24 protein-coding genes are annotated in these 22,095 nt (G+C 72.9%); 5 read left to right on the top strand and 19 right to left on the bottom strand.

Annotated elements, in window-relative coordinates; all coding sequences use genetic code 11:
- Window positions 1-271: 271 nt before the first annotated feature.
- The 10 genes from BSB02_RS08990 to BSB02_RS08945 form a co-directional block, all read right to left on the bottom strand.
- The gene (locus BSB02_RS08990) at window positions 272-634 is read right to left on the bottom strand and encodes a metal-sulfur cluster assembly factor (protein WP_084958243.1); all 363 of its coding nucleotides are present in this window, start codon (window positions 632-634) and stop codon (window positions 272-274) included.
- Window positions 631-1,071: a Fe-S cluster assembly sulfur transfer protein SufU gene (sufU, locus tag BSB02_RS08985; protein WP_084958242.1), complete on the bottom strand. Its 441-nt coding sequence runs from the start codon at window positions 1,069-1,071 to the stop codon at window positions 631-633. The genes BSB02_RS08990 and sufU overlap by 4 nt, the downstream gene beginning before the upstream one ends.
- A 1-nt stretch (window position 1,072) precedes the next feature.
- Window positions 1,073-2,314 (bottom strand): cysteine desulfurase, encoded by a 1,242-nt coding sequence (locus BSB02_RS08980; RefSeq protein WP_084958404.1) that lies wholly within the window; start codon window positions 2,312-2,314, stop codon window positions 1,073-1,075.
- A gap of 137 nt (window positions 2,315-2,451) precedes the next feature.
- Window positions 2,452-3,198, bottom strand: a complete 747-nt coding sequence (gene sufC, locus BSB02_RS08975) for a Fe-S cluster assembly ATPase SufC (RefSeq protein WP_084958241.1) — start codon at window positions 3,196-3,198, stop codon at window positions 2,452-2,454.
- Window positions 3,199-3,201: 3 nt separating this feature from the next.
- Window positions 3,202-3,516, bottom strand: a complete 315-nt coding sequence (locus BSB02_RS08970; RefSeq protein ID WP_084958240.1) for a Rieske (2Fe-2S) protein — start codon at window positions 3,514-3,516, stop codon at window positions 3,202-3,204.
- The gene (gene sufD, locus BSB02_RS08965; RefSeq protein ID WP_084958239.1) at window positions 3,513-4,646 is read right to left on the bottom strand and encodes a Fe-S cluster assembly protein SufD; all 1,134 of its coding nucleotides are present in this window, start codon (window positions 4,644-4,646) and stop codon (window positions 3,513-3,515) included. Before sufD ends, BSB02_RS08970 begins: the two co-directional genes overlap by 4 nt.
- Window positions 4,646-6,058 (bottom strand): Fe-S cluster assembly protein SufB, encoded by a 1,413-nt coding sequence (gene sufB / locus BSB02_RS08960; RefSeq protein ID WP_084958238.1) that lies wholly within the window; start codon window positions 6,056-6,058, stop codon window positions 4,646-4,648. Before sufB ends, sufD begins: the two co-directional genes overlap by 1 nt.
- On the bottom strand, window positions 6,055-6,738 hold the full coding sequence (locus BSB02_RS08955; protein WP_084958237.1) for a helix-turn-helix transcriptional regulator: 684 nt from the start codon (window positions 6,736-6,738) through the stop codon (window positions 6,055-6,057). Before BSB02_RS08955 ends, sufB begins: the two co-directional genes overlap by 4 nt.
- Before the next feature lie 81 nt (window positions 6,739-6,819).
- Window positions 6,820-8,055 (bottom strand): multidrug effflux MFS transporter, encoded by a 1,236-nt coding sequence (locus tag BSB02_RS08950; protein WP_084958236.1) that lies wholly within the window; start codon window positions 8,053-8,055, stop codon window positions 6,820-6,822.
- A 115-nt stretch (window positions 8,056-8,170) separates the two neighbouring features.
- The gene (locus BSB02_RS08945) at window positions 8,171-8,962 is read right to left on the bottom strand and encodes a VOC family protein (protein WP_084958235.1); all 792 of its coding nucleotides are present in this window, start codon (window positions 8,960-8,962) and stop codon (window positions 8,171-8,173) included.
- A gap of 134 nt (window positions 8,963-9,096) precedes the next feature.
- Here BSB02_RS08945 and BSB02_RS08940 point away from each other — a divergent pair, with 134 nt between their 5' ends.
- From BSB02_RS08940 to BSB02_RS08930, 3 genes are all read left to right on the top strand, one after another.
- Window positions 9,097-10,005: an ABC transporter ATP-binding protein gene (locus BSB02_RS08940; RefSeq protein WP_084958234.1), complete on the top strand. Its 909-nt coding sequence runs from the start codon at window positions 9,097-9,099 to the stop codon at window positions 10,003-10,005.
- Window positions 10,002-10,763 (top strand): ABC transporter permease, encoded by a 762-nt coding sequence (locus BSB02_RS08935; RefSeq protein ID WP_084958233.1) that lies wholly within the window; start codon window positions 10,002-10,004, stop codon window positions 10,761-10,763. The genes BSB02_RS08940 and BSB02_RS08935 overlap by 4 nt, the downstream gene beginning before the upstream one ends.
- A 78-nt stretch (window positions 10,764-10,841) precedes the next feature.
- A complete protein-coding gene (locus tag BSB02_RS08930) occupies window positions 10,842-11,759 on the top strand; it encodes an EamA family transporter (RefSeq protein WP_084958232.1) in 918 nt (305 codons plus the stop codon).
- 13 nt (window positions 11,760-11,772) lie between these two features.
- On the opposite strand, the gene BSB02_RS08925 is transcribed toward BSB02_RS08930, so the two are convergent.
- The 8 genes from BSB02_RS08925 to BSB02_RS08890 form a co-directional block, all read right to left on the bottom strand.
- The gene (locus BSB02_RS08925) at window positions 11,773-12,441 is read right to left on the bottom strand and encodes a GntR family transcriptional regulator (protein ID WP_143590399.1); all 669 of its coding nucleotides are present in this window, start codon (window positions 12,439-12,441) and stop codon (window positions 11,773-11,775) included.
- 30 nt (window positions 12,442-12,471) lie between these two features.
- Window positions 12,472-13,464 (bottom strand): ornithine cyclodeaminase family protein, encoded by a 993-nt coding sequence (locus BSB02_RS08920; protein ID WP_084958230.1) that lies wholly within the window; start codon window positions 13,462-13,464, stop codon window positions 12,472-12,474.
- A gap of 65 nt (window positions 13,465-13,529) precedes the next feature.
- Window positions 13,530-14,483: a proline racemase family protein gene (locus BSB02_RS08915; RefSeq protein ID WP_084958229.1), complete on the bottom strand. Its 954-nt coding sequence runs from the start codon at window positions 14,481-14,483 to the stop codon at window positions 13,530-13,532.
- Entirely contained in the window at window positions 14,480-15,481 is a 1,002-nt protein-coding gene (locus BSB02_RS08910) for a proline racemase family protein (protein ID WP_084958228.1), read from the bottom strand. The genes BSB02_RS08915 and BSB02_RS08910 overlap by 4 nt, the downstream gene beginning before the upstream one ends.
- Entirely contained in the window at window positions 15,478-16,371 is an 894-nt protein-coding gene (locus BSB02_RS08905; RefSeq protein ID WP_084958227.1) for a dihydrodipicolinate synthase family protein, read from the bottom strand. The genes BSB02_RS08910 and BSB02_RS08905 overlap by 4 nt, the downstream gene beginning before the upstream one ends.
- A complete protein-coding gene (locus BSB02_RS08900) occupies window positions 16,358-17,821 on the bottom strand; it encodes an FAD/NAD(P)-dependent oxidoreductase (RefSeq protein ID WP_084958226.1) in 1,464 nt (487 codons plus the stop codon). The genes BSB02_RS08905 and BSB02_RS08900 overlap by 14 nt, the downstream gene beginning before the upstream one ends.
- Window positions 17,818-18,087 (bottom strand): (2Fe-2S)-binding protein, encoded by a 270-nt coding sequence (locus BSB02_RS08895; protein ID WP_084958225.1) that lies wholly within the window; start codon window positions 18,085-18,087, stop codon window positions 17,818-17,820. Before BSB02_RS08895 ends, BSB02_RS08900 begins: the two co-directional genes overlap by 4 nt.
- A complete protein-coding gene (locus BSB02_RS08890) occupies window positions 18,084-19,229 on the bottom strand; it encodes an NAD(P)/FAD-dependent oxidoreductase (protein WP_240506289.1) in 1,146 nt (381 codons plus the stop codon). Before BSB02_RS08890 ends, BSB02_RS08895 begins: the two co-directional genes overlap by 4 nt.
- A gap of 61 nt (window positions 19,230-19,290) precedes the next feature.
- Between BSB02_RS08890 and BSB02_RS08885 the strand changes: the two genes are divergently transcribed.
- Together BSB02_RS08885 and BSB02_RS08880 are read left to right on the top strand one after the other, a co-directional pair.
- Window positions 19,291-20,226, top strand: coding sequence for a COX15/CtaA family protein (locus tag BSB02_RS08885; RefSeq protein WP_240506288.1), 936 nt, complete (start codon window positions 19,291-19,293; stop codon window positions 20,224-20,226).
- An 8-nt stretch (window positions 20,227-20,234) separates the two neighbouring features.
- Window positions 20,235-20,918 (top strand): SanA/YdcF family protein, encoded by a 684-nt coding sequence (locus BSB02_RS08880; protein ID WP_206184592.1) that lies wholly within the window; start codon window positions 20,235-20,237, stop codon window positions 20,916-20,918.
- Here the strand turns inward: BSB02_RS08880 and BSB02_RS08875 are convergent.
- Entirely contained in the window at window positions 20,897-22,081 is a 1,185-nt protein-coding gene (locus BSB02_RS08875; protein ID WP_084958221.1) for a PrsW family intramembrane metalloprotease, read from the bottom strand. The two genes, BSB02_RS08880 and BSB02_RS08875, sit on opposite strands and share 22 nt — an antisense overlap.
- Window positions 22,082-22,095 lie beyond the last annotated feature (14 nt).

Below are 22,095 nucleotides of genomic sequence, written 5' to 3'. Positions count from 1 at the left end.
TGCCTTTCGTCAAAGTGGCACGTCACTTCTGCGAAAGGACGAGCCGGGGAGGTACGGCCGAGCCGTACGCGATCTGGTCGGGGCGCATCGGGCGCCCGGGCCGCTCTGGGGCCCTCACCGCGCTCCCGGCCGGCCGCAGGCGGCGCAGGGAGGCGTGTCGCACCCGCGATCGGGCGCTCTGGGTGTAACGCGCGGGACTGGCGGGGTTATTCCGCGCTTCCCCACCGAAACGGCCGGCGGCCAGACCGCCAGCCGTACCGATCGGAAAAGATCAGACGTTGAAGCCTAGCATACGCAGCTGCTCGCGGCCCTCGTCGGTGATCTTGTCAGGGCCCCACGGCGGCAGCCAGACCCAGTTGATCTTCACGTCGGAGACCATGCCCTCCAGGGCGGAGTTGGCCTGGTCCTCGATGACGTCGGTGAGCGGGCAGGCGGCGCTGGTCAGCGTCATGTCGATGGTGGCCACGGGACGGCCGCCGTCGGGGGCGGGGTCGAGGTTGAGCCCGTACACCAGGCCCAGGTCGACCACGTTGATGCCCAGCTCGGGGTCGACGACGTCCTTGAGGGCCTCCATGACCTCCTCGTAGGTGGTCTCGCCGTCGTAGCCCGTGGGCGTCTCCACCGGCTTGCTCATGCGCCAACACTCCTCACAACAGCGTCCTTGTAGGCCATCCAGGACAGCAGCGCGCACTTCACGCGGGCCGGGAACTTGGCCACCCCCGCGAAGGCGACGGCGTCGCCCAGCACGTCCTCGTTCGGCTGGACCTGTCCCCTGCCCTGCATGAGCCTGGTGAACTCCTCGACCACCGCCAGCGTCTCCTCCACGGTCGAGCCGGTGGCCAGCTCGTGCAGCACGGAGGCGGCCGCCTGGCTGATCGAGCAGCCCTGCCCCTCGTAGGAGACGTCCTCGACCTTGCCGCCCTCGCCGACCTTGACCCGGAGCGTGATCTCGTCGCCGCACGTCGGGTTCACGTGGTGGACCTCGGCGTCGTACGGCTCGCGCAGCCCCTTGCCCTGGGGGTGCTTGTAGTGCTCCAGGATCAGCTCCTGGTACATGGAGTCGGTGATCATGTCAGGCGAACACCTTCTGGACGTGGTGGAGGCCGCGCACCAGGGCGTCGATCTCGCCCGTGGTGTTGTACAGGTACAAGGACGCCCGCGTGGTCGCGGGTATTCCGAAACGCAGGTGCAGCGGGCGGGCGCAGTGGTGGCCGACCCGTACGGCGATGCCGAACCGGTCGTCGAGGATCTGGCCCACGTCGTGCGGGTGGATGCCCTCCAGCGTGAAGGACAGGGTGGCGCCGCGGCCCTCCGGGCTCTGCGGCCCGATGATCCGCAGGGACGGCACCTCCTTGAGCGCCTCCAGGGCGTAGGCCGTCAGGGCGCGCTCGTGCGCCTCGACGGCCTCCATGCCGACGCCGTTGAGGTAGTCGACCGCCGCGCCCAGGCCGATGGCCTCGACGATGGGCGGCGTGCCCGCCTCGAACTTGTGCGGCACGGGCGCGTAGGTCGAGTGGTCCATCCAGACCGCCTCGATCATCTCGCCGCCGCCGAGGAACGGCGGCATGGCCTCCAGCAGCTCCCGGCGTCCCCACAGCACGCCGATGCCGGAGGGGCCGACCATCTTGTGGCCGGTGAAGGCGATGAAGTCGGCGCCCAGCTCGGCGACGTTGACCGGGTGGTGGGGCACCGACTGGGAGGCGTCGAGCATCACCAGCGCGCCGGCCCGGCGGGCCAGGGCGACCACCTCGGCGACCGGGTTGACGGTGCCGAGCACGTTGGACTGGTGGGCGATCGAGACGATCTTCGTGCGCTCGGTGATGACCCCGTCGGCCAGGTCGAGCCGCCCCTCGTCGGTGACGCCGAACCACTTCAGCGTCGCGCCGGTGCGCTGCACGAGCATCTGCCACGGCACGATGTTGGAGTGGTGCTCCATCTCGGAGATGACGATCTCGTCGCCGGGGCCGAGCCGGAAGCGGGGGTCGTCGGCGGCGGGGTTGCCGAAGGAGTAGGCGACCAGGTTGAGCGCCTCGGAGGCGTTCTTGGTGAAGATGACCTCGTCGCGGGAGGGCGCGCCGATGAACGCGGCGACCTTGTCGCGGGCGGCCTCGTACGCCTCGGTCGACTCGCTGCCCAGCACGTGCATGGCGCGGCCCACATTGCCGTAGTGCCGCGCCAGGTGCTCGCGCATGGTGTCGATGACCTGGAAGGGCTTCTGGGAGGAGTTGCCCGAGTCGAGGTAGACCAGCGGACGTCCGCCGGGCAGCTCACGGGAGAGGACCGGGAAGTCTTCCCGGACCTTCTCCGTGTCGATGGGGCTCGCTCCGCGAGCCCGGCTCGGGGCGCCTGCAAGGCGGCGGCTTCCCTCGTCGCGGGGAAGCTCGTCCCGAGCTCCCTCGCTCCTCAGTCCGGCCACCGCCGCGCCCCTCGCACGAAGCTGACCATGATCGGTCACGCGACTTCCTTGACGTAGGCGGCGTAGCCCTCGGCCTCGAGCTTTTCGGCCAGCTCGGGACCGCCCTCCTCGACGATCCGGCCGCCGGCGAAGACGTGCACGAAGTCGGGCTTCACGTAGCGCAGGATGCGGGTGTAGTGGGTGATCAGCAGGACGCCGGTGTCGCCCTTGGCGCGGAAGCGGTTGATGCCCTCCGACACCACGCGCAGCGCGTCGACGTCGAGGCCGGAGTCGGTCTCGTCGAGCACGGCGATCTTCGGCTTGAGCAGCTCGAGCTGGAGGATCTCGTGCCGCTTCTTCTCACCGCCGGAGAAGCCCTCGTTGAGGTTGCGCTGGGCGAAGGACGGGTCGATGGCCAGCGCCTCCATCCCCGCCTTGAGGTCCTTGGCGAACTCGCGCAGCTTGGGCGCCTCGCCGCGGACGGCGGTGACGGCCGAGCGCAGGAAATTCGACACGCTCACGCCCGGCACCTCGACGGGGTACTGCATGGCCAGGAACAGCCCGGCGCGGGCGCGCTCGTCGACGGACATCTCCAGCAGGTCCTCGCCGTCGAGCAGCACCTGGCCGCCGGTGATGGTGTACTTGGGGTGACCGGCGATCGCGTAGGCGAGCGTGGACTTGCCCGAGCCGTTGGGGCCCATGATGGCGTGGGTCTGGCCGGCCTTCACGGTGAGGTTCACACCGCGGAGGATCTCCTTGTCCTCGACGGCGACGTGCAGGTCACGGATCTCTAGGGTGGACACGTATTACTCCTTCGAGAGCGAGACGAGGACGTCGTCGCCTTCGATCTTGACTCGGTAGACGTTGACGGGCTTGGTGGCCGGCGGGCCGGTGGGCTTGCCGGTGCGGATGTCGAAGCACGAGCCGTGCAGCCAGCACTCCAGGGTGCCGTCGTACACCTCGCCCTCGCTCAGCATGACCTCGGCGTGCGAGCAGACGTTGTGCAGGGCGAAGACCTCCTCGCCCCGGCGGACCAGCGCGACCGGCGTGTCCCCGACCTCGACGCCGATGACGCCCTCGTCGGGGATGTCGCTGACCTTGCAGATCTTCTCGAACGTCACTTGGACAGCTCCGCTTCGACCTCGGCGAACACGCGCTCGCGCAGTTCGGGCACCTCGATCCGCTCGATCAGCTGGCCCAGGAAGCCGCGCACCACCAGGCGGCGGGCCTCCTCATAGGGGATGCCGCGGGCCTGCAGGTAGAACAGGTGCTCGTCGTCCAGGCGGCCGCTCGCCGAGGCGTGGCCCGCCCCGGCGACCTCGCCCGTGAGGATCTCCAGGTTCGGCACGGAGTCGGCGCGGGCGCCGTCGGTGAGGATGAGGTTGCGGTTGAGCTCGTAGGTGTCGGTGCCCTCGGCCTCCACCCGGATGATCACGTCGCCGATCCACACCGCGTGGGCGTCCTGGCCCTGCAGCGCGCCGCGGTAGTCGACGTTGCTCCTGCAGCGGGGGTGGGTGTGGTCGACCAGCAGGCGGTGCTCCAGGTGCTGGCCGGCGTCGGCGAAGTAGACGCCCAGCAGCTCGGCGTCGGCGCCCGGGCCGGTGTAGGACACGCTCGGCGACAGCCGTACCAGGTCGCCGCCCAGGGTCACCACGAAGCTGCGGAAGGTGGCGTCGCGGCCGAGCCGGGCGTGGTGCTGGGAGACGTGCACGGCGTCGTCGGCCCAGTCCTGGAGGCTGACGACCTTGAGCGTGGCGCCGTCGCCGACGACGAACTCGACGTTGTCGGCGTAGACGGCGCTGCCCAGGTGCTCCAGCACCAGCACGGCCTCGGCCATGGGCTCCACCTTGACCAGCAAGTGGCCGTAGGCGGCCCCGTCTCCGGAGCCGGTCAGCGTCACCACGGTCGGCTTGGAGGCGACGGCCTCGCGCGGCACGGTGATGACGGTGGCCTTCTCGAAGCTGGTCCACGCCTGGGCGCTGACCCGGTCGGTGGGGGCGAAGGACTTGCCGAGGCGGGGGTCGTCGCGGCCGACCGTCTCGACGGTCACCTCGGGAGCTGCGTCGACGTGCACCACCACGTGGCCGCCTGTGTCGCCGACCGGGCCGGCCGTGCCCTTGTGCAGCCCCTTCAGGCGCGACAGCGGCGTGAAGCGCCAGTTCTCCTCGCGCCCGGTGGGCACCTCGAAGTCCTCGAGGTCGTAGGAGGACTTGTCGTGCAGGGTCGACAGGGGCTTCGTGTCCAGGCCCATCAGCCGACGGCTCCTTCCATCTGCAGCTCGATCAGGCGGTTCAGCTCGAGCGCGTACTCCATGGGCAGCTCGCGCGCGATCGGCTCGACGAAGCCGCGCACGATCATCGCCATCGCCTCGTCCTCGTTCAGCCCGCGGCTCATGAGGTAGAACAGCTGGTCCTCGCTGACCTTGGAGACCGTGGCCTCGTGGCCCATAGCGACGTCGTCCTCGCGGACGTCGACGTAGGGGTAGGTGTCGGAGCGGCTGATCGTGTCGACGAGCAGCGCGTCGCACTTGACGGTGGAGGCGCTGTGGTGGGCGCCCTCCTCGATCTGGACCAGGCCGCGGTAGGAGGTGCGGCCGCCGCCGCGCGCCACCGACTTGGACACGATCGTCGAGGAGGTGTGCGGCGCCAGGTGCACCATCTTGGCGCCGGCGTCCTGGTGCTGGCCGGAGCCGGCGAAGGCGACCGACAGCGTCTCGCCCTTGGCGTGCTCGCCCATCAGGTAGACGGCCGGGTACTTCATCGTGACCTTGGAGCCGATGTTGCCGTCGATCCACTCCATGGTCGCGCCCTCGTAGGCCACGGCGCGCTTGGTGACCAGGTTGTAGACGTTGTTGGACCAGTTCTGGATGGTCGTGTAGCGGCAGCGGGCGTTCTTCTTCACGATGATCTCGACGACCGCCGAGTGCAGCGAGTCGCTGGAGTAGATCGGCGCGGTGCAGCCCTCGACGTAATGGACGTAGGAACCCTCGTCCACGATGATCAGGGTCCGCTCGAACTGGCCCATGTTCTCGGTGTTGATCCGGAAGTAGGCCTGCAGCGGGATCTCGACGTGCACGCCCGGCGGCACGTAGATGAACGAGCCGCCCGACCACACGGCGGTGTTGAGCGCGGCGAACTTGTTGTCGCCGACCGGGATCACGGAGCCGAAGTACTCCTTGAAGATCTCCGGGTGCTCCTTCAGGCCGGTGTCGGTGTCGAGGAAGATGACGCCCTTCTCCTCAAGGTCCTCGCGGATCTTGTGGTAGACGACCTCCGACTCGTACTGCGCGGCCACGCCCGCGATGAGGCGCTGCTTCTCCGCCTCGGGGATGCCGAGCTTGTCGTAGGTGTTCTTGATGTCGGCGGGCAGCTCGTCCCAGGAGGCGGCCTGCTTCTCGGTCGAGCGCACGAAGTACTTGATGTTGTCGAAGTCGATGTCCGACAGGTCGGCGCCCCACGTGGGCAGCGGCTTCTTCTCGAACAGCCGAAGGCCCTTCAGGCGCAGGTCGAGCATCCACTCCGGCTCGTTCTTGAGCGCGGAGATGTTACGGACGACCTCCTCGGACAGCCCGCGCTTCGCCGCCGCTCCGGCGATGTCCGGGTCGGCCCAGCCGAACTTGTAATTCCCGAGGCCTTCCAGCTCCGGGCGGTCGGTGACAGTCACCTTCCGGTCTCCTTGCTCTTGTCTCTCAGAACGTGCGGGCTTACGTGTGTGGTGCAGACCCCGTCGCCGTGGGCGATGGTGGCCAGCCGTTGCACCGGCGTGCCGAGCAGCTGGGCGAAGGCCTCCGTCTCGGCCTCGCACAGCTGGGGGAACTCCGCGGCCGCGTGCGCCACCGGGCAGTGGTGCTGGCAGAGCTGGTCGCCGCCGGACTTGGCCTTGCTGGCCGAGGCGGCGTAGCCCTCCGCCGACAGCGCCTCGGCGAGGACCTGCACGCGCCGGTCCGCCGGCACCGCGGCCATGACCGGCGCCAGCCGCTCCACCAGGCCCTTGACCTGGGAGCGGGCGAAGTCGGCCACCGCCTGCTCGCCCATGCGCTCGGCCAGGAAGCGCAGCGCGCTGCCGGCCAGGTCGTCATAGGCGTGCTCGAAGGCACTGCGCCCCGCGTCGGTGATGGCGAACAGCTTGGCCGGCCGCCCACGTCCGCGCTGCCCGCGCGGGCGCATCGAGCGAGGCTCGATCAGCCCCTCGGCCTCCAGCGCGTCGAGGTGGCGGCGGACGGCGGCGGGCGTGAGCCCGAGCCGCTCGCCGAGCGCGGCGGCCGTGATGGGGCCATGCTCGAGGATCAGCCTGGCCACGCGCGCGCGAGTGCTGCGCTCCGCGCCCGGCTCGATCCCCTGCATGTTTTTCACAACATCAGTGTGCCGTAATTCCTTCCCGGTGGCCAACCGGAGCCGGGATGGAATTCGTCACGCAGGATAGCCTTACCTAATGCGCCGGAGCAGCACGAACGCGATCAGGGCGGCGCCCGTCAGAGCGATGATCACGACGGCCATGGGGACGGCGGAGGCGGCGCCCGACAGGCCCGCCAGTGGCGCGGCCGCCCCGGCGAGGGCGAACTGCATGACGCCGAGGAAGGCCGAGGCGCTGCCGGCCACCTGGGGCCGCTGGCTGGCCAGGGCCAGCGCGCCGCCGCCCGGCAGGGCCAGCCCGCCGCCGCACTGCAGGACGAACAGCCCGGCCACCACTCCGGCCAGCCCCCATCCGGCCAGCACGGCGGCCAGCACCAGCGCGCCGCCGGCCAGGCCGGCCAGCAGCCCGGTCAGCACCAGGCGGGCCGGGTTGACGCGGCCGGCGAGCCTGCCGCCGATCTGGGCGGTGACCACCAGGCCGAGCGCGTTGCCGCCGAAGATGAGGGAGTACTGCTGCGGCGTGGCGCCGTACAGGTCCTGCAGCACGAACGAGCCGCCGGAGATGTAGCCGAACATGCCCGCGAAGGCCAGCGAGCAGGCCAGCGCGGGCGCCATGAAGGAACGGTCGCGCAGCAGCCGCCAGAAGGTGGCCGCGGTGCCGCGCAGCCCGCCGCGGGCGCGGGCCTGTCGCGGCAGGGTCTCGCGCACGCCCGGGAGGACCAGCAGCAGAAGCACCAGCCCGGCCAGGCTGAGCGCCACGAAGACGCCGCGCCAGGAGGTGAACGCCAGCAGCTGCGCGCCCGCGATCGGAGCCAGGATCGGGGCCAGGCCGCTGACCATCATGAGCGTGGCGAAGATGCGGGCGATGACGGCCCCGTCGTACAGGTCGCGCACCACGGCGCGGACGATCACCAGCGCGGCGCCGCCCATGATGCCCTGGACCAGCCGCAGGACGACCAGCGCGGTGACGGACGGGGCGAAGGCGCACAGCAGGGAGGCGACGGCGTAGCCGCCGACGCCGATCAGCAGCGGCACCCGGCGGCCCCGGCTGTCGCTGATCGGCCCGGCCAGCACCTGCCCGGCCGAGACGCCGACCAGGCAGGCGGTGAGCGTGAGCTGGACCTGCGCCGGGCCGGTGAGCATCTCCCCGGCGATGGCGGGCAGCGCGGGGAGGTACATGTCGATGGACAGCGGGCCGATGGCCGACAGCGCGCCGAGGATCAGCAGCAGCAGCCCGCGGCGCTCTCCCCCGGCTCTCCCGGCGAGGGGTTCCTTGACGGTGGTCGCCGCCTGTGCTGCCACGGACATGCGTGAATCCCTCTCCCTCGCGAGCCGGCGATCAGGTGGCCCGACGAGGGCCGAGGGATCACAACATCCATCTGGTCACGGCAATTCCCACATGTCGCATGTTTCTAGGCGGTTTCTAGGCGGGTTCGTTGAGCTGGATCGCGTAGGCGTGTGCCCCCTGCGGGTCCTGGAACAGCATGAACTCGCCCTTCGGCGAGGGCATGGAGTCGATCAGGACCGCCGCGCCCAGCTCGCGGGCCTTGGCGTGGGTCGCGGCGAGGTCGGCCACGGCGAAGTAGGCCAGCCAGTGCGACGGCGTGCCCTGCGGATGGAACGGCGAGATGGCGGCCATGCCCGCGATGGGGTGGCCCCGGCTCCGGTACTCGTGGTAGGCGAACGGCCCCACGCCCGGAACCTCCGCGTGGTGGCTTTCCACCTCCCAGCCGAACACCTGGCCGTAGAAGCGCGCGGCGACCTCCACGTCGGTGCTGTCGAGCTCGGCCCAGCAGAAGGCGCCCGGCTCGTTGACCAGCTCGGCGCCCTTGTGCGCGCCCGGCTGCCACACCGAGAAGGCCGAGCCGTCGGCGGCCTGGAAGACGGCCATCCGGCCCTGGTCGAAGACCTGCATCGGCTCCATCAGGACCTGCCCGCCCGCGTTCTTGACGCGGTCGGCGCAGGCGGCGGCGTCCTCGACGCACACGTACACGTTCCAGACCGAGGGCATGCCCTCGGCGTAGACGGGCCCGACGCCCGCCACCACCTTGCCGCCGGAGCGGAACTGCCCGTAGCCGCCGGCCTCGGGCTGCGGGAAGAACTCCGCCTCCCAGCCGAACAGCTCGCCGTAGAAGCGCACCGACGCCTCGACGTCCGTGGTGGACAGGTCCACCCAGCACGGAACGCCGGGATCGAAGCCGTCGCGTACCGACATCCCAGCCTCCTTCGGTCGATGTCACCCTTTCACGGCCCCCGAAGGCCGTCAGCGGATTTGGCGGCTTCTTGAGGGAACCGGGGAAGCGGCTCCCTGGGGGCCGACCGCGCCCCAGGGTCCCTAGACTCGTGGCCATGGGATCCCCAGCCGTCGAGGTCGTCGACCTTGTCAAGCGCTACGGCGGCCTCACCGCCGTCGACGGGCTGACCCTGTCCGCCTCCCGCGGCGCGGTCACCGCGATCCTGGGCCCCAACGGCGCGGGCAAGACCTCGACCGTCGAGATCTGCGAGGGGTTCCGCACGGCCGACTCGGGCCTGGTCCGGGTGCTGGGGCGGGATCCCCGCGACCCGGCGCTGCGGCCCCGCGTCGGCGTGATGCTGCAGTCCGGCGGCGTGCCCCCCGCCATGCGCTGCGCGGAGTGGCTGCGGCTGGTCTCCCGCTTCTACGCCTGCCCCCTGGACGTCCAGGCCCTTCTGGTACGGCTGGGCCTGGCCGAGCACGCCCGCACGCCGTACCGCCGGCTGTCGGGCGGGCAGCAGCAGCGCCTGTCCCTGGCCGCGGCCGTCGTCGGCCGCCCCGAGCTGGTCTTCCTCGACGAGCCGACCGCCGGGCTGGACCCCCAGGCCCGCCATGCGTGCTGGGACCTGGTGGGCGAGCTGCGCGCGGCCGGGGTGTCGGTGGTGCTGACCACGCACCACATGGACGAGGCCGAGCGCCTGGCCGACCACGTCGTGATCATCGACCACGGCCGGGTCGTCGCCGAGGGCAGCCCCGCCTCGCTCACCGGCGCCGAGCGGCAGCTGCGTTTCCGCGCGCGCCCCGGGCTGGCGCTGGAGGAGCTGCTGACGGCCCTGCCGGTGGGCAGCGCGGCCAAGGAGTCGCCCGCCGGGCACTACATCATCGAGGGCCAGGTCGACCCCGAGCTGCTGGCCACCGTGACGGCCTGGTGCGCCGCCGAGGGCGTCACCGCCGACGACCTGCGCATCGAGCGGCGCACCCTGGAGGACGTCTTCCTGGAGCTGACCGGGCGGGAGCTGCGATGACCCTGGACTTCACGCCCGCCCCCGGCGCCGCGCCGCTGCGCCGCATGGTCCTGGCCCAGGCGGCGGCCGAGACGCGGGCCATCCTGCGCAACGGCGAGCAGCTGCTGCTCACGCTCATCATCCCGGTGCTGCTGCTGGTCGGCTTCTCGCTGGCGCCGCTGGTCGACGTGGGCGCGGCGCGGCGGGTCGACTTCCTGACCCCCGGCGTGCTGGCGCTGGCCGTCATGTCGACCGCGTTCACCGGGCAGGCGATCGCCACCGGGTTCGAGCGCCGGTACGGCGTGCTCAAGCGGCTGGGCGCCACGCCGCTGTCGCGTTTCGGCCTCATGCTGGCCAAGACGCTCGCCGTGCTGGCCGTCGAGCTGCTGCAGGTCGTGGTGATCGTCGTGGTGGCGTACCTGCTGGGGTGGCGGCCCGAGGGGCTCGTCGTGGCGGCGCTGCCGTACCTGCTGCTGGGCACGGCGGCCTTCAGCGGGCTGGGGCTGCTGATGGCGGGCGTCCTGCGGGCGGAGGCCACGCTGGCGGCGGCCAACCTGGTCTACCTGGTGCTGCTGGGCTGCGGCGGGGTGGTGTTCCCGCTGTCGGCCTTTCCCGAGGGCGTGCGGCCCGTGCTGGAGGCGCTGCCCATCGCCGCGCTGACCGGCGGGGTGCGCGCGGTGCTCGCCGAAGGGGCCTTCCCGCTGGCGCCGCTGGGGATCCTGGCGGCGTGGGCGGTCCTGACGCTGGGGCTGGCGGCGCGGACCTTCCGCTGGGAGTGAGGGGCCGGGGGTGGCCTCCGGGAATGTCGGCCGGCCTCGGTAAGCTCGGGATTCCGCTTGCCCCTTGGAGAGGATCCCGTGACCGTCAACGCCCTCGACCGTCCCTTCGACCGCGGCAGGTCCGGCCTGCCGCGCGTGGGCGCGCTGCTCAAGACGGCCGCCGACGCCGTCCCGCCCTCCGGCCTGGTGCTGCTGGGCATCCTGTCGGTCCAGCTGGGCGCGGGGTTCGCCAAGCAGCTGTTCGCCGCGGTGTCGCCGAGCGCCATCGTGTTCCTGCGGATCGCGGCGGGCGCGCTGATCCTGCTGGCCCTGGCCAGGCCCAGGATGAGGGGGCTGACCTGGCGCGACTGGGCGGTCGGCGCGGGCTTCGGCGTCACGCTCGCGGTGATGAACCTCACCTTCTACGAGGCGCTCGCCCGGCTGCCGATGGGCATCGCGGTGGCCATCGAGTTCCTGGGGCCGCTCGGCGTGGCGGTCGCGGCCTCGCGCCGGCGGCTGGATCTGCTGTGGGTGACGCTGGCGGGCCTGGGCGTGGCCCTGACCGCGCCGTGGGGCGAGTCGGCGCTGGTCAGCTGGGCGGGCATCGGGTTCGCGCTGGCGGCGGGCGCGTGCTGGGCGACCTACATCCTGCTGTCGGCCGCCGCGGGCAGCCGCTTCCCCGGCACGACGGGGCTCACCTTCGCCATGGTGATCGCCGCGGTCTTCATCGCCCCGGTGGGGCTCACCACGGGAGGGGCGGAGCTGCTGCGGCCCGAGGTGCTGCTCATCGGGCTGGGCGTGGCGCTGCTGTCGTCGGTGATCCCCTACTCGCTGGAGCTGCACGCGCTGCGGCGCATGCCCAAGCACGTCTTCGGGGTGCTGATGAGCCTGGAGCCCGCCGTGGCGGCGCTGATCGGGCTCGTGGTGCTGGGCGAGATGCTGGGGGTGCAGCAGTGGGTGGCGGTGCTGTGCATCGTCGGGGCCAGCCTGGGCGCGACCCGGACGAGCCGCGGCTGAGGCGGCCCGCCCGTCAGGAGGCGGGCTTGGCCCACACGCCGCGGACCTTGCCGATGTGCTGGGCCATCAGCCGCCGGGAGCCCTCGGTGTCGCCCTGGACGAGCAGGTCCAGCAGCTGAAGGTGCTCGCGGGCGGAGTCGGCCAGCGTGCCGCGCTCGGCCAGCTGGGACAGGCCGTACAGACGCGCCCTGTTGCGCAGGTCCCGCACCACGTCCACGAGGTGGGCGTTGCCCGACAGGCTCAGCAGTTCCACGTGAAACCGCAGGTCAGCGTCGACATATGCCAGCAGGTCCGCCCTTTCTGCGGCAGAGACGATCTCCTCGGCGATCGGCCTGATCCTGTCGAAATCGCCCGCGCGCCCGGGGTCGGCGAGCGCCGCCACGGTCGGCACCTCGATCAGCTCGCGGATCTGGGTGAGCTCGTCCAGGTCGCGATCCGACAGCTCGGTGACGCGGAACCCCTTGTTGCGCACCGCCTCGACCAGGCCCTCCTTCGCCAGGTCGAGCATGGCCTCACGCACGGGCGTGGCCGAGACGCCGAACTGGGCCGCGAGCACCGGCGCGGAGTAGACGACGCCGGGGCGCATCTCGCCGGTGACGAGGGCCGCGCGCAGGGCGTTGGCCACCTGCTCGCGCAGGCTCTGCCGCTCTCCCACCGCCGGCAGGTCCAGCCGACCCTGCATCGCGCACATCCTTTCGTCCTCCGCCCGGCTTCACCCGGGCCGCCGCGCCGTCGCCGCCTCGTGGGCCGCGGCCGCGACCACCAGGTCCTCCCAGGCCATCCCCACGCTCTTGAACAGCCTGGGGCCCGGGCCCGGCAGGAGGCGGCCGGACACCAGGTCGGCCAGGTTGCCGGCCAGGTGACCAGTGGTGATCGTACCGTTCCGGACGGGGATGATCACATCGCCCGCCTCGGCCAGGGCCGCCGCCCTCGACTCCACCACCACGGTGGCCCGTGCCACGAGGTCCTCGTCGACCTCGCGGGCGTCCGGCTCGTGCGACCCCACGGCGACCACGGCGGCGCCGTCGCGGGCGAGCTTACCGGGGAACAGCGGGGTCCTGGCGGTCGTGCAACAGGCCACGATGTCGGCCAGCGCGACCGCCTCGGCCACCCTGCCGGCGTGCTCGTCGGCTGGCTGGCCGGTGGCCGTGCCGGCGGGGCCGTACAGCGACTCGGCCCGCAGGCCCAGTCGGCGGCAGTGCGAGGCCAGCGCGCCGACGCCGGCGGGGTTGCGGCCGACGACCGTGACGTGCTCCAGCGGGCGGATCGCCCGGATGGCCGCCAGGTGGCCCCAGGCCTGCGGGCCCGTGCCGAACAGGACCAGGCGGCGCGCGTGCGGGGCGACCAGGCGGGACACGGCCACGGCCGAGACGGCGGGCGTGCGCAGGGACGTCAGCGCCATGCCGTCCAGCACCGCGAGAGGGCGCAGGGTGTCCCCGTCGAACAGCAGGTACGTCCCCTGGATGCGCGGCAGGCCGCGGGCCGGGTTGGCGGGCGCGACGCTCACCACCTTGACCCCCGCGTACCGGCCGTCGCCCGCGGGCATCATGAGCAGCTCGCCGCCCGGCACGGGCACGCCGGCGCGCGGCGGCGTCCGCTCCGGGTCCAGCCCGTCGCGCAACGCCTGCTCCAGCACCTCCACGGCCCGCGACAGGGGCACCAGCGCGGCGAGAGTGTCGGCGTCGAGGTACGGCAGGGCGTCCATCAGATCCTCCGGGTGGAGCCGGCCGGGGCGAGGGGCGCGGTTCCCCGCCCCGGCCGGGGCTTGGGTCAGCGGAGCGTGAACCCGGTCCCCAGCGGGTCGTCGGGATCCAGCTCGAACTGGTGCCTGCCCGTACGGTAGGCCATGCCCTCGATCTCCGGTATCACGCCCTCGGGCGACACCTCGGCCACGGTGCCCAGGAAGCGGCTGCCGACGATGCTGTCGTGGACGAGCGTCCCCCTGAACCCGTCCTCGTGCAGCAGCGCCAGGCGTGCGGCGGTGCCCGAGCCGCAGGGCGAGCGGTCCACCTCGCCGTCGGCGAAGACCGTGACGTTGCGCTGGTGGCCGGGGCCGAGCTCGTCGTAGAAGATCACGCCGTAGACGCCCGACAGGCGCGGGTCGGCCGGGTGCTCGGTCGCCGGGTGCCCGGCCAGCCCGGCCTTGACGGCGCGGGCCGCGGCGATCAGCGGCACCAGGTCGGACGGGGCCACCGTGAGGCCGAGGGCGGAGGCGGGCAGGCCGGCGTAGACGGCTCCGCCGTACGCCAGGTCGACCGTGACCCCGGCCACCGGCACGCCGCGGGCCAGCACGAACGACGGCACGCTGCGGAAGGTGACGGCGGTGACCTTGCCGCCCGCGCAGCGCACGCGGGCGGTGACACGGCCGGAGGGCACGTCGGCGACGACGTCCGTCTCGCCGTCCGGCGCGGCGTCGACCAGCCCCTCGTGGACGGCGTACGCGCCCAGCGCGATCGTGCCGTGCCCGCAGGCGGTGGAGTAGCCGTCCTTGTGCCAGAACAGCACGCCCAGATGCGCCTCCGGGGAGTCGGGCGGCACCAGGAAGCAGCCGTACATGTCGGCGTGGCCGCGCGGCTCGTGGCACAGCAGCCGCCGGATGTGGTCCACCGTCGCGGGCGCGTTGCTCCTGCGGTCCAGCACCGTCGCGCCGGGGATCTGCGGCACCCCGCCGGTGACGATGCGGAACGGCTCGCCGCCGGTGTGGTAGTCCACCGTCGAGATCATAGGACGAACCCTTCGGGGAAGGGGTCGCGCGGGTCGAGGAAGTACTGCGCCGTGCCGGTGATCCACGCCCGGCCGGTGATCGTCGGGATCACGGCCGGGCGTCCGCCGACGCTGGTCTCCTCCACCAGGCGGCCGATGAAGCGGGTGCCGATGAACGACTCGTTGACGAAGTCGCGGCCGATCGGCAGCTCGCCGCGCGCGTGCAGCTGGGCCATGCGGGCGCTGGTGCCGGTGCCGCAGGGCGAGCGGTCGAACCACCCCGGGTGGATCGCCATCGCGTGCCTGGAGTGCTCGGCGGTGGAGCCCGGCGCCTTGAAGTAGACGTGGTGACAGCCCCTGATCCGCTCGTCCTCGGGGTGGACGGGCTCGTCGGCGGCGTTGATCGCGGCCATCGTGGCCAGCCCGGCGGCCAGGATCTCGTTCTTGGCGGCCCGGTCGAAGGGCAGCTTGTAGTCCTCCAGGTCCACGATGGCGTAGAAGTTGCCGCCGTAGGCCAGGTCGTAGCGGATGCGGCCGAAGCCGGGCACCTCGGCGAAGGCGTCGAGCCGCTCGGCGAAGGACGGCACGTTGCGCAGCGTCACCGACACGGCCTGGCCGTCCTCGACGGCGACGTGGGCCTCCACCAGCCCGGCGGGCACCTCCAGGCGCACCGTGGTGACCGGCTCGGTGACCTCCACCATGCCGGTCTCGACCAGCACCGTGGCCACCCCGATCGTGCCGTGCCCGCACATCGGCAGGTAGCCGGAGACCTCGATGAAGATCACGCCCCAGTCGGCGTCCGGCCGGGTGGGCGGCTGCAGGACGGCGCCGCTCATGGCGGCGTGGCCGCGCGGCTCGTTCATCAGCAGCTGCTTGATGTGGTCGAGGTTGTCGCGGAAGTACAGGCGCCGCTCGGCCATCGACGCGCCCGGCACGACGCCCACGCCGCCCACGATCACGCGGGTCGGCATGCCCTCGGTGTGGGAGTCGACCGCGTGGAAGACCCGCTTCGTCCTCATCGCAGGCCCTCGGCGAGCGCCTTCTCGGTGGCGGCGCGCACGGCGGCCTCGGACTCGGCCGCCAGCGGCAGCCGCGGCGGGCGGCAGGGGCCGCCGTAGCGTCCCGCGATGTCCATCGACAGCTTGATGGCCTGGACGAACTCGGTCTTGGAGTCCCAGCGCAGCAGCGGGTGCAGCCTGCGGTACAGCGGCAGCGCCGTCTCCAGGTCGCCGGCCACGGCGGCCCGGTAGAGCTCGACGCAGGAGGCGGGCAGGGCGTTGGGGTAGCCGGCGATCCAGCCGGCCGCCCCCGCGATGGCCAGCTCCAGCAGCACGTCGTCGGAGCCGATCAGCAGGTCCAGGCCCGGGGCGAGCTCGGCCAGCTCATAGGCGCGGCGGGGGTCGCCGGTGAACTCCTTCACCGCGACGATCAGGCCCTCGTCGAACAGCTTGGCCAGCAGGGCCGGGGTGAGGTCGACCTTGGTGTCGTAGGGGTTGTTGTAGGCGACGATCGGCAGGCCGGCCTTGGCGACCTCGCGGTAGTGCTCGATCACGACTCGCTCGTCGGCCCGGTAGGCGTTGGGCGGCAGGAGCAGGACCGAGCCGCATCCGGCCGCTGCGGCCTGCTCGGCCCAGCGGCGCGACTCGGCCGAGCCGTACGCGCCCACGCCGGCCATCACGTTCCGGCCGCCGACGGCGGCCACGGCGGTCTCCACCACGCGGGCCCGCTCCTCGGGGGTGAGCGTCTGGTACTCGCCGAGCGAGCCGTTGGGCACCACGCCGTCGCAGCCGCTCTCGGCCAGCCAGCGGCAGTGGCCGGCGTAGCGGTCGAAGTCCACCGACAGGTCGGGACGGAGCGGCAGGGCGGTGGCGACCATCACGCCGCGCCAGGGCTTGTCACGATGGGTCATCAGTCATCCTCTCAAGGGAGCCGAGCGTGATCGGCTGGGCGATCGGGCGCCGGGGGGCTTGCGGAAGCTCCCCGGCCAGGCAGGCGACGGCGTAGCCGCACATCCTGCCCTGGCACCAGCCCATGCCGGGGCGGGCCAGGAGCTTGACGGAGCGGGCGTCGGTGGCGCCGAGGTCCATGGCCTCGCGGACGGCCTCGTAGGGCACCTCCTCGCAGCGGCAGACCAGGGTGGCGGGGGTGAGCCAGTCCCGCCAGCCGGGACGGACGGGGTAGGCCCGGTGGAGGGCCTGGGCGAAGGCCCGCAGGCGGGCCCGGCGGCGGAGCAGCGGCTCGGGCACGGCGAGGCCGGCCGGGCCGGCGGCCCAGTGCGCGGGGGTGCCGGGCGGCTCGGCGGGCCGGTGTACGGCGGTGCCGGGCGGCTCGGCGGCCAGGTGTACGGCGGAGCGGAGGTCGGCCGCCGCGGCGTGGCCCGCGATGCGCCCTTCGACCTCGGCCAGCTCGGCGCCTCCCACGCCCGTGGGCTCCCCGGCGGCGTAGACGCCCGCGACGCTGGTGCGCTGGGCCGCGTCCACGCTGACGACCGGGCTGCCGTCGAGGTCGTGCCCCATCGCGCACCCCGCCTGGACGGCCAGCTCGACCTGCGGTACGAAGCCGTACCCCACGGCGAGCGTGTCGCACTCGACGGTGCGCGTGGCGACGACCCGCCAGTCCCGGTCCAGCCGCCCCACCGTGACGTGCGTCAGCTCCCCGTCGCCGTGCGCGGCGACGACCGCCTGGCGGGCCCGGTACGGCACGCGGTGCCGGGCCAGCGCGAGCGCGTACCCGGCGGCCTCGCCCAGCTTGGACGCGGCCAGCGCCGGATGGCGCGCCAGCCCCAGCGGCCCGTTGGCCTCCAGCACCTCCACCACCCTCGCGCCGGCCCGGGCCAGGCCCGCCGCGACCGGCAGCGGGAAGGGGCCGGTGCCCGCGACCACGACGCGCCGCCCCGCCACCACGAGGTTGCCCTTCAGCAGCGCCTGGGCCCCGCCCGCCGTCAGCACCCCGGGCAGGTCCCAGCCCGGGAACGGCAGCGGCCGGTCGTGCGCCCCGGTCGCGATCAGCAGGGCCGAGGCCCGCACCGTGACGGGACGCTCCTCCCGGTCCCCCGCCACGGCGTGCACGACGAAGTCCCCGAGGCCGCCGTGCCGTTCCACCGCCCACACCCGGTGCTCCAGCAGCACGTCGGCCAGCGAGCGCAGGGCGCGGCTCTGCCGCAGGAAACGGTCCAGGCCGTGGTGCAGCGCGGCTTCGCGGGTGGCGTGGAAGGTCTCGGGCAGGCGGCGGAAGTACTGCCCGCCCAGGCGGGGCGCGGCGTCCAGCAGCGCCACCCGTAGCCCGGCCTGGGCGGCGGTCAGGGCGCCCGCCACGCCGGCGGGCCCGCCGCCCACCACGGCCAGGTCGTAGGCACTCATGTGCGCACCTCGTCCCCGGGCCGGGCCTGGAGCAGGCACGCGCGCTGCTCGGGGGCGCCGTTGACGCTCACCAGGCAGTCGAAGCAGACGCCGATGCCGCAGAACAGGCCGCGCGGCCGGCCGCCGAACCGCGTGGTCCGCCAGGCGCGAATGCCGGCGGCGTGCAGCGCCGCGCCGATGGTCTGCCCCGGCAGGACGGGCACCGCGCGGCCGTCGACGAGGATGTCGAAGGGCTGCTCGGGCCGGGCGCCGGCCAGGTCGTTCACGAGAACCTCCCCGGGTCGAAGGGCGTCAGGTCCAGGTCGGGCCGCTCGCCGGACAGGACTTGGGCGAGCAGGTGGCCGGTGGCCGGGGCCAGGCCTATGCCCGCCCCCTCGTGGCCGCAGGCGTGGTGGAGGCCCGGCAGGCGCGGGTCCTCTCCGATGACCGGCAGGTGGTCGGGGCAGTACGGGCGGAAGCCGCAGTAGGCCCTGATCGCGCGGACGTCGCGCAGCGCGGGGAACAGGGCGACCGCCTGGGCGGCCAGCCGCCGCAGCACGGGCAGGGAGACGGTGCGGTCGAAGCCGACGCGCTCGCGTGACGCGCCGATGAGCACGGTGCCCGCGGGCGTGCCCTCGACCACGGCCGAGGTCTCCAGCCCGGCCGAGTCGCTGGCGACGTTGGTGACGTAGGCGGCGGTGTAGACCTTGTGCCGGACGAGCGGCTCGCGCAGCGGCTCGGTCACCAGGATGAACCCGCGCCGCGGCAGGATCGGCAGCTCCACCCCGGCCATCCGGGCGATCTCCCCGCCCCACGTGCCGGCCGCGTTGACGACGGCGCCGCCCAGGATGTCGCCCTCGGTCGTGCGGACGCCGGTGACGCGGCCGGAGGAGGTGAGCACGCCGGTGACCGTCACGCCGGTGCGCAGCCGCAGCGAGCCGTACCGCTCACGCGCGGCCTTCAGCAGCCGCGCGGCCGCCAGCATGGGCTGGACCTGGGCGTCCTGGGGGTAGTGGACGCCGCCGGCCAGCCCGGGAGCCAGATGGGGCTCATAATCGCGCAGGTCCGTCACGCGGGTGTGCTCGACGCCCTGCTTGCCGGCCAGCTCCTCGAGCCGGGCGAGCACCTCGGGCGTCTCGGCGACGACCAGGCCGCCCTTGGGCTCGTACTCGAAGTCGGCGACCTCGGCCAGCTCGCGCCACAGCCGGTTGGACAGCAGCGCGAGGTCCAGCTCGGGGCCCGGCTCCTTGTCGGAGACCAGGACGTTCCCCTCGCCGGCGCCCGTCGTGCCGCCCGCGACCGGGCCGCGGTCGACCACGGTGACGTCGAGGCCGGCGCGGGCCGCGTAGTAGGCGCACGCCGCGCCGACCGCTCCGGCACCGATGACGATGACGTCGGCCATGCTCACCTCCCACCAGTAATATGTCACATACCCAAAGCTGGCGCACCCTCGCGGCGGGACCGGCCGCAGGGCCGCCTACCATCGAGAGGTGAACTTCTGGACGCCGACCCCTCGATCGATGCGGGCCTGGGCCCTGGCCGCCGTGGTGGTCAACGCGCTCATCACCGTGACGGGCGCCGCCGTCCGCGTCACCGGCTCCGGCCTGGGCTGTCCGACGTGGCCGCGCTGCACGCCCGACAGCTTCGTGCCCGCCAGGCACGAGGACATCCCGATGGTCAACACGCTGATCGAGTTCGGCAACCGGCTGCTCACCTTCCTCGTGCTCGCCGTCGCCGCGGCGTGCGTGATCGCCGCGCTGCGGCTGGTCCCGCGCCGCAGGTCGCTGGTGCGGCTGGCCTGGCTGCAGCCCATCGGCTGCGCGGTCCAGGGCCTGTGGGGCGGCCTGGTGGTCAAGACCGCCCTCAACCCGGTGACGGTGAGCGTGCACTTCCTGCTGTCGGTCGGCATGATCGCCGCCGCCTGGATGCTGTACGCCAGGGCGAGCGAGGGCGACGGCCCCGCGCGGGCCGTGGTGCGCCGCGACATCCGCAGGCTCGGCCACGTGCTGGTGGGCGCCGCGCTCGCGCTGGTGGTCGCCGGGGTCGTGGTCACCGGCACCGGGCCGCACTCGGGCGACGTGATCGCCACGCGGTTCGCCTTCGACATCGAGACCGTCGCCCGCCTGCACGCCGACGTGGCCTACGTCGTGGTGGGCCTGACCTTCGCGCTGCTGTTCGCCCTGCGCGTCACCGGCGCGCCCCGCCCGGCCCGCCGCGCGGCGCTGGCCCTGCTCGGCGTCGAGCTGTCCCAGGGCCTCATCGGCTACGTCCAGTACTTCCTGGCCGTGCCCGCCGCGCTGGTCCTGCTGCACGTCCTGGGCGCCACGCTGGTGTGGATCGCCACGCTGCGCGTGGTCACCTCGCTGCGGGTGCGCGACCCGCTCCCCTCCCCCATCGCGCCCGTGCCGGCCAAACAGGCGGTATAACCGATCTCGTGCGGAGGAAAGCGTTACGGCGCGCCTATCAGGTGCTCGCCGTGTCCACCCTGCTCGTCCTGACCCCGCTCGCCTGGGTGTTGCTCGACAGCTCCGGCCACCGCGTGGTCGCCGGCGCCGACGGCTGGCCGGCGCGCGTGCCCCACTCCCCCACCGCGCTCGTGCTCGGCGCCGGCGTGTACGGCTCGCGCCCCAGCTCGATGCTGGCCAGGCGGCTCGACATCGCCGCCGAGCTCTACCACGCGGGCAAGGTGAGGGCGCTGCTGCTGTCGGGCGACAACAGCCGCAAGAACTACGACGAGCCCACCGCGATGCGCGACTACCTGCGCGGCCGCGGCGTGCCCGACCGGGTGATGGTCCTGGACTACGCGGGCTTCGACACCTGGGACTCCTGCGTGCGGGCCCGGCAGGTCTTCGGCGCCGACCGGGTGACCGTGGTCACGCAGGTCTTCCACCTGCCCAGGGCCGTGGCGCTGTGCCGTACGGCGGGGCTGGAGACCTTCGGCGTGGGCGACGACTCCGCCAGGGCCTTCCCGGAGCCCACCTACGCCTACGCGGCCCGCGAGGTGTTCGCCTCCGCCAAGGGCATGGCCGACGCGGTGCTGAGGACCCCGCCGGTCTTCCCCGGCCCCCGGGAGACCTCGCTGCGGCGGATCGTCGCTCAGGCGGGCGGCGGAGCGTAGCCGGGCGGTCTGCCCATCGCCATGAAGGCCTCCGGCAGCGGTGCCGGCAGCTCGGCGCGCGCGGCGCTCATGCACTCCAGCAGCGCGCGCTGCTCCTCGTGGAAGGTGTGGTCGTCGACCATGCGCCGCTCGGCCCGCTCGTGGAGCAGCCCCAGCTCGGTGGCGGCCAGCTGGTAGTCGCTCATGGCCCGCAGCCCCTTCCTGCCGCCGTACGCCTTGGCCCACTGGCGGGCCCGCCTGCGCCGCGACAGCGAGGACAGCATGTGGATGTCGGCCGGGTCGACGAGCTTGGTGGGCTGGTAGGGCGGCAGGTAGCGGAGCAGGAGCTCCACGATGCGGCGCCGGTCGCGCCACACCACGCCGATCAGGACGCACATGACGATGAGCAGCGTCACGTAGGCCACCGCCAGGCCGGCGGCCCCGCCGTAGGAGGCCAGGCCGTTCCACAGGCCGTGCAGCAGCATGGCGCCGCCCCAGCCGCTCAGCACGATGGCGGCCCGCTCGCCCGGCGGGCGCGGCGCGGCGTAGGCCACCGCGACGCCGATCATGGACGTGAACAGCGGGTGGGCGAACGGCGACAGGATGCCGCGCAGCACCACGGTCACGGCCAGCCCGGTGACGCCCTGCGGGGAGTCGAAGGCGGCGATGTAGTAGCTGACGTTCTCGCTCATGGCGAAGCCGAGGCCGACCATGGAGGCGTAGATGACGCCGTCGGTGGGCCCGTCGAGCTCGGCCCGGCGGAACCTCAGCAGGCCCAGCAGCACCAGGCCCTTCATCGTCTCCTCCACCAGCGGCGCGCCGAAGGTGGCGGCGATGTTGCGGGCGTTGTCGGGGGGCAGGTCGGTGGCGTGGATGATGTAGCGGAGGTTGAGCGAGTTCACGACGCCCGCGACCAGGACCGCCACGCCCGCTCCCCAGGCGAAGGCGAAGGCGAGGTTGCTGCGCGGCTCGGGCTCCATGCGGTCCAGCGCCAGCACGGCGGCCAGCAGCAGCGGGACCGGGGCCAGCGCCAAGGCCAGCGAGACGAAGAACTCCACCGGCGCGCCGTTGATCACGTCGAAGGAGAACGACACCAGCGCGCAGATCCCCGTCAGCACCAACCCGATGATCAACGCGACGGACGGGCGATCCTTGAACACCCAGCGTGGATCACGGGACGTCATAGGGTGACTTTACC

Origin of the sequence: Thermoactinospora rubra, assembly GCF_002093975.1 — a bacterium.
Taxonomy (GTDB): domain Bacteria; phylum Actinomycetota; class Actinomycetes; order Streptosporangiales; family Streptosporangiaceae; genus Nonomuraea; species Nonomuraea rubra_A.
This window is presented reverse-complemented; position numbering and strand designations above follow the sequence as displayed.